The 11,588-nt window shown below is 28.7% G+C and carries 6 protein-coding genes and 1 rRNA gene; all 7 read right to left on the bottom strand.

The window, feature by feature from the left end; genetic code table 11:
• Nucleotides 1-432: 432 nt before the first annotated feature.
• A complete protein-coding gene (glgD, locus tag I2E98_RS15225; protein WP_195469725.1) occupies nucleotides 433-1,539 on the bottom strand; it encodes a glucose-1-phosphate adenylyltransferase subunit GlgD in 1,107 nt (368 codons plus the stop codon).
• 22 nt (nucleotides 1,540-1,561) lie between these two features.
• The gene (locus tag I2E98_RS15220) at nucleotides 1,562-2,719 is read right to left on the bottom strand and encodes a glucose-1-phosphate adenylyltransferase (protein ID WP_195469724.1); all 1,158 of its coding nucleotides are present in this window, start codon (nucleotides 2,717-2,719) and stop codon (nucleotides 1,562-1,564) included.
• A gap of 263 nt (nucleotides 2,720-2,982) precedes the next feature.
• Nucleotides 2,983-4,821, bottom strand: a complete 1,839-nt coding sequence (locus tag I2E98_RS15215; protein ID WP_195469723.1) for a glycoside hydrolase family 13 protein — start codon at nucleotides 4,819-4,821, stop codon at nucleotides 2,983-2,985.
• A gap of 7 nt (nucleotides 4,822-4,828) precedes the next feature.
• A complete protein-coding gene (locus tag I2E98_RS15210) occupies nucleotides 4,829-7,264 on the bottom strand; it encodes a glycogen/starch/alpha-glucan phosphorylase (RefSeq protein ID WP_195469722.1) in 2,436 nt (811 codons plus the stop codon).
• 28 nt (nucleotides 7,265-7,292) lie between these two features.
• A complete protein-coding gene (gene glgA, locus I2E98_RS15205) occupies nucleotides 7,293-8,729 on the bottom strand; it encodes a glycogen synthase GlgA (protein ID WP_195469721.1) in 1,437 nt (478 codons plus the stop codon).
• A 13-nt stretch (nucleotides 8,730-8,742) separates the two neighbouring features.
• Nucleotides 8,743-10,779 carry a 1,4-alpha-glucan branching protein GlgB gene (glgB, locus tag I2E98_RS15200; RefSeq protein WP_195469720.1) on the bottom strand — a complete coding sequence of 679 codons (2,037 nt, stop codon included), beginning with the start codon at nucleotides 10,777-10,779 and terminating at the stop codon, nucleotides 8,743-8,745.
• Between the two features lie 696 nt (nucleotides 10,780-11,475).
• Nucleotides 11,476-11,588, bottom strand: a 5S ribosomal RNA gene (gene rrf, locus I2E98_RS15195); the annotation flags it as partial.

Below are 11,588 nucleotides of genomic sequence, written 5' to 3'. Positions count from 1 at the left end.
TTTACTTTAACTATATTCTGTTCAATTTTCAAAGACCATTTACTCTGTCGCACCGAAGCGACTTCCTTATCTTATCATCGAATTGTTTTTCTGTCAACATCTTTTTTTCAACATTTTGTTGTTTTTGTTGACTTACTTAACTTGTTATCTTTCGACTTATCAGCTGTCCGTTTGGACAAGACTTATAATATCATCATATCAATATATTAACCAATAATTCATTATTATATGCAGAAATTAATTTAGTTTTACTGTATTTTTCGCAAATTTTCTTAATAATACTTATATTGATACACAAGGATACGTTCACTTATTTAATTTGAATATTCAATCAACTATATTTTAGTTTTTTCCCATTATATGTTTATAATAAAAAAAGAGAGCTAAAATCTATACTTATTTTAACTCTCCTTATATTCTTAATTAATATTTTTAGATTACTCTTTTTTTAGGAATGATAACTGGATTGTTTTGTAGTCCCTTTACCTCTTCATTATCATCAATTAATGTTCCTTTATCTGTAATTGTATTGTTCATAGTTACATTATTGCCTATAACAGTATTTTGAAGTATAACGCAATTTTCAATTACACTACCTTTTCCAATATAAACATTTCTTCCTATAACACTATTTTTAACTGTTCCTTCAATATATGAACCATTAGCAATAATAGAATTTACTACACTACTTGTTTCAGTATATTGTGTTGGACATGCATCCTTTGGTTTTGTATATATAGGAAAATTGTTATAGAATAATTCTTTATTTACTTTTTCATTTAAGAATTCCATGTTAGCATCATAGTATGCTCCTATAGAATTAATGCAAGCTAAGTATCCCTTGAACTCATATCCACCAACTTTTAATTTATCTATATTTCCATTAATATAATTTTTTATCTTTTTATATCTTCCACCTCTGATACACTCATATATCATGTCTATGAAAAGATCAGTTTTCATTATATACATTTCCATATTTATATTAGCACTATTCTTTAAACCTACATTTTCTCCCACACCAATTACTCTATTATTATCATCTAGGTTTAAAACTTGGCAATCAATAAAATTATCTTCTACATGTTTGACATTCTTATATACTGTTGTTACATCATTACCTTTTGCAATATGATATTTAATTAATTCATTATAATTTATATTACAAATCATGTATGATGAACAAATTAAAGTATATTCTTTCTTACTACGATCAAAATAATCTATATTCTCTAAGAAATTATGAACATCATCATGTACAGGATCAATATCTCCAAAATTAAATACCTTTAATCCATCCTTCTTACGATGTATATCCCATGGTCTACCATTTGTCAAATGATCCATTAGCGATCTTGATTTATTTTTTGTGAATATTCCTATTGCTTCAATTCCTGAATTAGTCATATTAGATAATACAAAGTCAACAACTCTATATCTACCTGCTATAGGTAGAGATGCTAAAGGCCTGCATCTTGTTAGCTCTGTAGTTTTTTGTTCATTTTCATCTAAATTTATTATACCAATACAATTATTCATATCTTCCCTTTACCCCCCTCTATTATACTTCCATTGCATCTATTACAGTTCCACTTTTAACGTCTTCTTTAGATGCTATAACAGATATTTTTTCACCATTACCTATCTTACAATCTTTTCTTATCTTTGCTTCTCCACCAATAATAGCTTTATTAATTACTACATTATCTCCAATTTTAGCATCTGTCATTATTACAGAGTCTCTTATAACAGTATTTTTACCAATATAAACCCCTTCAAATAATACAGAGTTTTCAACTGTTCCATGAACTGTACATCCTTCGACCACCAATGAATTTTTAACACTTGCATCTTTTCCAATGTATTGTGCTGGTCTTACAGGACTAACAGAGTATATCTTCCAATCATCTTCATATAGATTTAATCCACTTTCTCTCTTTAATAAATCCATATTAGCTTCCCAAAGACTACTTATAGTACCAACATCTTTCCAATATCCTTTAAATGGATAAGCTACTAGCTTTCTACCCTCACTTAACATCTTAGGAATTATATTTTTACCAAAGTCATTACTAGATTCTTTATCCTTCTCATCTTCTTTCAATGCTTGTCTTAAAAGCTTCCAATTAAATATATAAACTCCCATTGATGCCATATTACTCTTAGGATTAGCAGGTTTTTCTTCAAATTCATATATTGATAGATCTTCATTAGTATTCATTATTCCAAATCTACCTGCCTCTTCCATAGGCACTTCAATTACTGCTATTGTAGCTTCAGCATTCTTTTCTTTGTGGAATTGAAGCATTTTATCATAATCCATCTTATAAATATGGTCACCTGATAAAATCAATACATACTCTGGATTATATCTATCTACAAATTCAATATTTTGATAAATTGCATTTGCAGTTCCCTTATACCAGTTACCACCTTTTTCTTCTTGATATGGAGGTAATATACTTACTCCCCCATCTCTTCTATCCAAGTCCCATGGGCTACCTATCCCAATATGTGCATTAAGCTCTAATGGTTTATATTGAGTTAATACCCCAACTGAATATATCCCTGAATTTGAACAATTACTTAAAGGAAAATCTATTATTCTATACTTTCCTCCATAAGGTACTGCTGGCTTAGCCAATTTTTTTGTTAAAACACCTAATCTTGATCCTTGTCCTCCTGCTAATATCATAGCAACCATTTCTTTTTTTCTCACTATTTTCCCCATCCCCTCTTAACTTAATACTAAACAATTAATGTATTTACTAAATTACATTTTCTTATTTATGTTAAATTTGTAATTTTACTATTACTTAGTACTATTTTTTAGTACATATTTATTATATTTATAAAAACTAGATACAATTTTATACCTATATTTTTTACTTTTTTCTTAAATTATTTTGCATTAATTCAAAATTATTGAAGTTTACATTCAAAAAGTAAGGCACTTTGAAATTATAAAAGTGCCATACTCTTTTATAAAACTTTTAATATAATAAATTGATGTGCTTTTATTAAAATATTTATTGTTTCATTTTTTACTATATACTCTCTATCTTTATCTAATAAATCTAAAATATTTCCATCTATATTGTTAATTGATATATTTTCTTCTTTTTCCATCATATTAACTACAACAATTATTCTATCCTTATTTAAAATTCTTTCGTATCCTAATATACCATTGCTAAACTCTAAGAATTCTATTTCTCCGTTCTTTAGAGCCTCTTCACTAACTCTAATAGCTGATACTTTTTTATAAAATTCTAATATATCTTTATTTTCTTTTCCCCAAGGATATGATTTTCTATTACTTGGATCTTTTCCACCAGTTAAACCAGCTTCATCTCCATAATATATTAATGGAACACCAGGTAATGTCATTTGAATTATTACTGCTTCTTTTAACAGATTGACATTATTATTGAGGATGGTTAATACTCTTTCTGTATCATGATTACCAAGCATATTCATAGTTGAATAAAAGTACTCCTTAGGATAGTTTTCTTTTAATGATAAATATTTTCTAATAAAATACTTACTTCCTATATAATTTCTAACTAAATCTAAAATTATCTGCCTTAAAGGATAATTGGTTACTGAATCTAGTTCATTTCCAAATAGATATTCTCTTTTTCTATTATAACTAACCTTATTAGATGCATCTTCCCATACTTCACCAATTAATACGCCATCTGATTTTACTTCTTTAAGTTTCTTTTTTAATATTTTAATAAATTCATCTGGCAATTCATCAGCAACATCTAATCTCCAGCCACCTGCACCAAGTCTTAACCATTTTTCTATTACAGAATTTTTATTTCTAATTATATAATCTAAATAACTTGGATTAAGCTCATCTACATTAGGCATATTCGAAAATCCCCACCATGTCTCATATAGCTTAGGATAATCATTAAATCTATACCACCTATAATATGGAGACTGTAAAGACTGATAGGCTCCTAAAGAATCATAATTCCTAAACTTATTAAAATATTTACTATCACTTCCCGTATGACTAAAAACCCCATCTAATATAATTCTTATGCCTAACTTTTCCGCTTCACCACATAAATCTTTAAATATTTCTTCATCTCCAAACATAGGATCTATTTTCTCGTAATCACCTGTATCATATTTATGGCAGCTAGGAGAATCAAATATTGGATTAAAATATATTACACTTACTCCTAGTGATTTAATATACTCCAATTTCTTTTTTACACCTAAAAGATTTCCACCATAAAAATCCCATCTAACTATATTTCCACTCATATCCTTTATATACATTGGACTATCATCCCAATTTCCATATATAAAAGTATTCTTTTTAGGATTTAAAACCTTTCCTTCCTCTTCTCCATTAAAAAATCTATCTACAAAGATTTGATATATTATTCCTTCTCTATACCAACTTGGTACATCTTGCTTAGAATATATAGTTATCTGATAACTTACTGGTTCATTAAAGTATACCTGACCTATTCCACCTAGTGATTCTATATTATTTCCATAAATAATGTTTCTTCCATAATAATTTACTCTAAAATAATAATATATTAACCCTATATTGTTTGATGTATCTACTTCTACTTCGTAAACCCAATTGTTTACTCGATCATTCCATCCTATTTCGTTCATTTGAATTTCTATCTGATTGTTATAAAAATTTATTAAATTAATATAAGCTGAACATCTTTTGCTAGTCCATAATCTGATTCGCACTTTATTTCCTACACTAACTGCACCAAAAGGATTCCTTAATTCAAGATTGTGAGAATCATGGAAAATTTGTATATCATCCAACTCCACATTCCCCCTATAAATTTTTATATATTACAGTTGATCCCCAAATGCCTGTTGCATATTCTTTAATAGTTCTATCAGATGAAAATATTCCTGAATGGGCTATATTAATACCACACATTCTTTGCCATTTTTCTTTATCAATATATAACTTATTAACTCTTTCTTGTGCATTTAAATAAGAATCAAAATCCTTTAACACAAAAAATTCATCATTATACGTTAATAAATTTTCATATATACTTCTAAATCTGTCTTTATCTCTACAATATTTACCATTGATTAAATCATTGGTAACCCTTTGTAGTCTAGGATCCTTATTACATATATCCCATGATGAATATCCACCATTATTATGATAATTTAATACCTCTTCAGCATTTAATCCAAAAATAACAATATTATCTTCTCCAACTTCATCTTTAATTTCAATATTTGCTCCATCCAATGTTGCAATAGTTATTGCTCCATTCATCATGAATTTCATATTAGATGTCCCTGAAGCCTCTTTAGTTGTTGTTGAAATTTGCTCACTTAAATCAGTTGCTGGAATTATTTTTTCAGCTAATGAAACTTGATAATTCTCTAACATTACAACCTTGATTTTTTCATTCACTCTCGGATCATTATTTACAGTTTCTGCAACTCTACAAATTAACTCAATTGTATTTTTTGCTAAATAATATCCTGGTGCTGCTTTTCCTGCAAAAATAAAAGTTCTTGGTATTATATCTAAATTAGGATTATCAATTAACTTATTATAAAGATCCATTATTCTTAAACAGTTTAATGTTTGACGTTTATAAGCATGAATTCTTTTTATTTGCACATCAAAAATCGAATTCGTATCTATAACAATTCCTTTACTCTTATAAATTTCTTTTGCTAATCTATCTTTATTATCTTTTTTTATTTCCTCAAGTCTTTTTAAAACACCTTTATCATCAATATAATTACTGAAGTTTTCTAAATCTGTTGGATGTTTTATAAAACTATCGCCAATTGTATCTAATAAAAGCTTAGTTAAATCAGGATTACATCTAATTAACCATCTTCTATGAGTTATACCATTAGTCTTATTATTAAATTTTGAGGGATATAAATAATAAAAATCAGACATTTCTTTTTTCTTTAATATCTCAGTATGAAGTTTTGCAACTCCATTAACACTATGGCTACCCACTATAGCTAAATTGGCCATTCTTACATAACCATCTCCTATTATAGCCATCCTTGATATTTTATCCCATTGACCTACGTACTTATTCCAAAGTTCTTCACAATACCTTTTATTTATCTCTTCTATAATCATATAAATTCTTGGTAGTAAACTCTTAAACATATCAACTGGCCATTTCTCTAGGGCTTCAGCCAAAATTGTATGATTAGTATACGAAATTGTATTTTGAGTTATTCTCCAAGCATTCTCCCAAGATAATCCTTCTTCATCAAGTAATATTCTCATTAACTCTGGAATTGCTAATGTTGGATGTGTATCATTAATGTGTATTGCTATCTTTTCATCTAGTAATTTTATATCTCCATTATGTTTTTTATAATGTCTTACTATACTTTGTATTCCTGCAGACACGAAAAAATACTGTTGCTTTAGCCTAAGCATTTTTCCTTCATAAAATGAATCTTCTGGATATAGAACTAATGATATTGCTTCAACTGAATTTTTATAAGATATTGCATTTAGAAAATCTCCTCTATTAAATGATGAAAAATCAAACTCATTCGATACAGGCTCAGCACTCCATAATCTTAAAGTATTTACTACTTCATTCTCATATCCAACTATCGGAGTATCATATGGCACTGCTAAAACTGGTTCGTAATTAACATGAGTAAAAGTTAATTTATCATTCACATAATCAGAAACTATTGTTCCTCCAAATTTAACTATCTCAGCTTTATCTTGCTTCTTTATTTCCCATACATTACCTTCTCTTAACCAATTATCTGATGCTTCAACTTGTTGGCAATCAACTATTTTTTGTTCAAAAAAACCGTATTTATACCTTATTCCACATCCATGTCCAGCAATATTTAATGATGCCATAGAATCTAGAAAACAAGCTGCTAATCTACCTAAGCCACCGTTACCTAATCCTTGATCATGCTCTAAATTTTCAATTTCTTCTAAATCAATATCTAATTCACTTAATGCTTCTTTACAAATATCTCTTATTCCTAAATTCAAAAGAAAATCGCCTAATAGCCTGCCTAATAAGAATTCCATTGAGAAATAGTATACCTGCTTTTCTCCGGTTTGGTTATACCTTTTATTAGTATCCATCCATGTACTAATTACATAATCTCTAACCAAACTCCCCAATGCTTCATATTTTTGTTGATTACTTCCTTCTTTTAATTCCTTCCCATGTAATTGAACGAATTTATTGTTATAATCTCTTTTGAACGAATTCTTATCGATTGATAGCATATATCTACCTCCTAATAGCTTGTATCCATTAAGGTCTCTTAACTACTCCCTCATATAACCACTTATATTGCATAGCTGATTTTTCCCAACTGTTATCTGAATTCATAGCTTGTCTTATTATGTTGTTCCAAGCATTTTTATCATTGTAGATTGTTAATGCATACTCTATTATTTGCATTAATTCATTTGAATTAAAATTTTTAAACCCAAATCCATTCCCTACTCCATTATATTTATTGTAAGGAGATATTGTGTCTTTTAGTCCTCCCGTTTCTCTTACAATAGGAATTGATCCATATCTTAATGCTATTAATTGACCTAATCCACAAGGTTCAAATAATGATGGCATTAAGAACATATCAGTTCCAGCATATATTTTGTGTGCTAAAGTATTATCAAACTTAATATTAGCTGAAACCTTATCAGGATATCTATATTGTAAATTCTTAAATGTTTCCTCATACCAATAATCACCTGTTCCTAATATAACAAGCTGTATATCCCTCTGAAGAAGTCTATCTATCATATTAACTATCAGGTCACAACCTTTTTGATGAGTTAACCTAGATATTAAACTAATCATAGGTGTATCTTTCTTTTGTGGTAATCCTAACTCTCTTTGTAGAGCTAATTTATTCTGAACTTTATTATCTATTGAATTAATATTAAAGTTTTTAAATATTAATTTATCATCTTGTGGATTAAACTCTTCATAGTCTATTCCATTAACTATTCCCATTAAATAATAACTTCTACTTCTAAGAAGTCCATCTAAACCCTCACCATATTGAGGAGTTTTTATTTCTTCTGCATAAGTATTACTTACTGTTGTAATTTGATCACAATAATTTAATCCACCCTTTAAAAAGCTTACTGAACCGTCTAACTCAACACTTCCGTTAACTAATGGCATATAATCATAACCAAATAATTCTGGTAATATTTTAGGTGAAAAACTTCCTTTAAACAATAAATTATGAATCGAAAATACTGTCTTTATTTTTGAGTAAAACTCATCTTTTTTATATTCTAAATTAAGTAGTACTGGTACCATTCCTGTTTGCCAATCATTACAATTTATTAAATCTGGTTGCCAATCAACTTGCTTAATAAACTCTAAAACAGCTCTATTAAAAAATGCAAATCTTTCTCCATCATCAAAATATCCATATAACCCATCTCTATTAAAATAATATTCATTATCTATGAAATAATAAATTACTCCATTATATTGATATTGAAAAATCCCACAATATTGATTTCTCCACCCTACTGGAACCGTAAACCATTTTACAAACTGTAGTTTTTGCTTTAATTCATCTTTTATATTTTTATACTTAGGTATTACTACTCTAACATCTACGCCTAGTTTTATTAATGATTTAGGTAACGCTCCCATTACATCTCCTAAACCACCAGTTTTAATAAATGGATGCGCTTCTGATGCTGCAAACAATACTTTCATCTATTCACACTCCCTATTTAGATTTATTATTCACTTTTAAAATAATAGCTGCCATTGGTGGAACTTTAACCTTTATTGAATATGGTTGATTATTACAAGGAATTTCCTCTGCCACTAATTTATCAGTCATTACTTGTCCTGATCCTCCATAAATTTCACTATCCGTATTAAAATCTTCTATATACTCCTCTAATAATGGAACACCAATTCTAAAGTCATATCTAACTACAGGTGTATAATTACATATAAATATTAAGCATTCATCACTTTTACTATCTCTTCTTATAAAAGAATATATGCTTTCATCACAATTATCTGCATCAATCCATTCATATCCTTCTAATTTATAATCACCTTCCCATAAAGCTTTATTTTCTTTATAATAATGATTCATATCTTTAAAAAATTGTTGAGTCTTCTTATGCATATCATACTCTTCAATTAAATTCCATTGTAGTTCTTCATATTCACGCCATTCTATAAATTGACCAAACTCTGAACCCATAAACATTAATTTTTTTCCAGGATGACCCATCATATGTGCTAAATAAACTCTAACCCCAGCAAACTTGTTCCAATAATCTCCCCACATTTTATTTACAAGTGAACCTTTTCCATGTACAACTTCATCATGTGATATAGACAATATAAAATTCTCTGAATAATGGTATGCCATTGAAAAAGTAAGCTTATGATGATGATATTTTCTATATATTGGATCTTTTTCGATATATTTTAACGTATCATTCATCCATCCCATATTCCATTTAAAGTTAAACCCTAATCCACCCTCTTCGATAGGCTTAGATATTTTAGGCCATGATGTAGATTCTTCGGCAATTGTCATTACAGTAGGGAACTCCTCATGAAGTGCACTATTATAATCTTTTATAAATTGTATTGCTTCTAAGTTTCCATTCCCACCATAAATATTAGGGAACCACTCTCCATCATTTCTTCCATAATCAAGATATAACATATTTGATACTGCATCATTTCTAATTCCATCTATATGGAATTCTTTTACCCAATAAAAAAGATTTGATATTAAGAAGCTCTTAACTTCTGGTCTTCCTAAATCAAAATTAAATGTACCCCATCCCTTATTATCTCTTTTCCATTCTTCTTCATATTCATAAGTTGGAGTTCCATCAAACATATATAATCCATGTGCATCTTTACAAAAATGACTTGGTACCCAATCTAATATTACTCCTATACCCGCTTTATGAAGCTCATCAATTAAATACTTAAAATCATTTGCATTTCCATATCTACTAGTTACAGAATAATATCCTACACCCTGATATCCCCAAGATGCATCTAATGGATGTTCTAATACTGGTAACATTTCTACATGAGTATATCCCATGTCTACTAAATACTTCGGTAATTCTTCTGCTATCTCTTTATATGTTAAAAATTCCCCATTTTTAGTCTTCCAAGATCCTAAATGCATTTCATAAATATTAATTGGACTTTCATACATATTGAATCTTTTTCTCTTCATCATCCAACTTCTATCATTCCATTTATACTTAACATTGTCACTAATTATTGATGCGGTATTTGGTCTTTTTTCTGATTCAAAGGCATAAGGATCTGCTTTATATTTATGTTCTCCATGAATATTTTCTATTGAGTATTTATATTTTTCTCCTGGTTGTATCCCCTCTATAAATATACTCCATAATCCTAAATCTGATACCTTTTCCATCTTATAATCTTCTTTTACTTCAAAATTAGAAAAATCTCCTACTACATATACATTTTTTGCTCTAGGCGCCCATGTCGTGAATCTAACACCTTTTTTTCTTTTTTCAGAAACAACATGTGCTCCCATAAAAGCATATGCCTCATAGTGCTTTCCTTCATGAAATAAAGAAATATTATCCACACTTAATTCACATTTTACTTTCTTTTTAACTGATTTATTTTCTTTTTTATTATCCGAATCTCTACTACTTACCTTCTTATTTACTGATTTAACATCTTCAATTGTCTTTTTTTTACTACTCTTCTTAACTGCTGCTCCAACTTCTCCTCTCATGTAAATCCCCCCTCATCTTTTATACTATTGTAATTTTTCCAAATATAGAAGTTATTTCTCTATTTTATAATTCTACCATCAAGCTTTTATACTCTTCAACTTCTTTTAACCGACATTTAATCTAATAATCTTCAAGCCTCTTTTCTATATTTATCTTATTAATGTTATATTTTGTCGTTTTAATTTTTTTGATATATGTTCTTGTCTATATTTGGGTATATTTTTCTCTATTTTTATGTATAACTTTGATATCATATTATTTATATCTATATGTTTGTAAAATTTTTATATTACTTATATAAATTTATAATTGTGATAAAAATCACTATTTAGCACTATTTTCAAATAAGGCAACGTTTGTCGTGGCAGTTTTTTATGCTCCGATTAATCTCTACTAAATTGCCTGAAAAAGACATAATATATCTTTTCCCTCTCTCAGTGGAAGATTAGACCATTGCATTTTCAGTTTTATATTATTTTATAACAAAAAAGATACCTAGTTTAAACTAAGTATCTTCTTACCTGGCAACGTTCGTCGGGGCAATTTTTTACGCTCCGATTAATCTCCACTAAATTGCCCGGTAAAAGCATAACATGATTTTACCCTCTCCCAGTGGGACACTAGAACGTTGTTTTTTATCTTATCTTGTTTTATTGCACAAAAAAAGTACTTAGCATAAACTAAGTACTTTACTTACCTGGCAACGTTCTACTCTCCCACACAGTCCCCCGTGCAGTACCATCGACGCTGTAGAGCTTAACTTTCCTGTTCGGAATGGGAAGGAGTGTTTCCTCTACGCCATCATCAC

The organism is Clostridium sp. D43t1_170807_H7 (assembly GCF_015555905.1).
Taxonomy (GTDB): Bacteria; Bacillota; Clostridia; order Clostridiales; family Clostridiaceae; genus Clostridium.
Note: the sequence above shows the minus strand (reverse complement) of the source record. Positions and strands in the feature narration are given on the sequence as shown.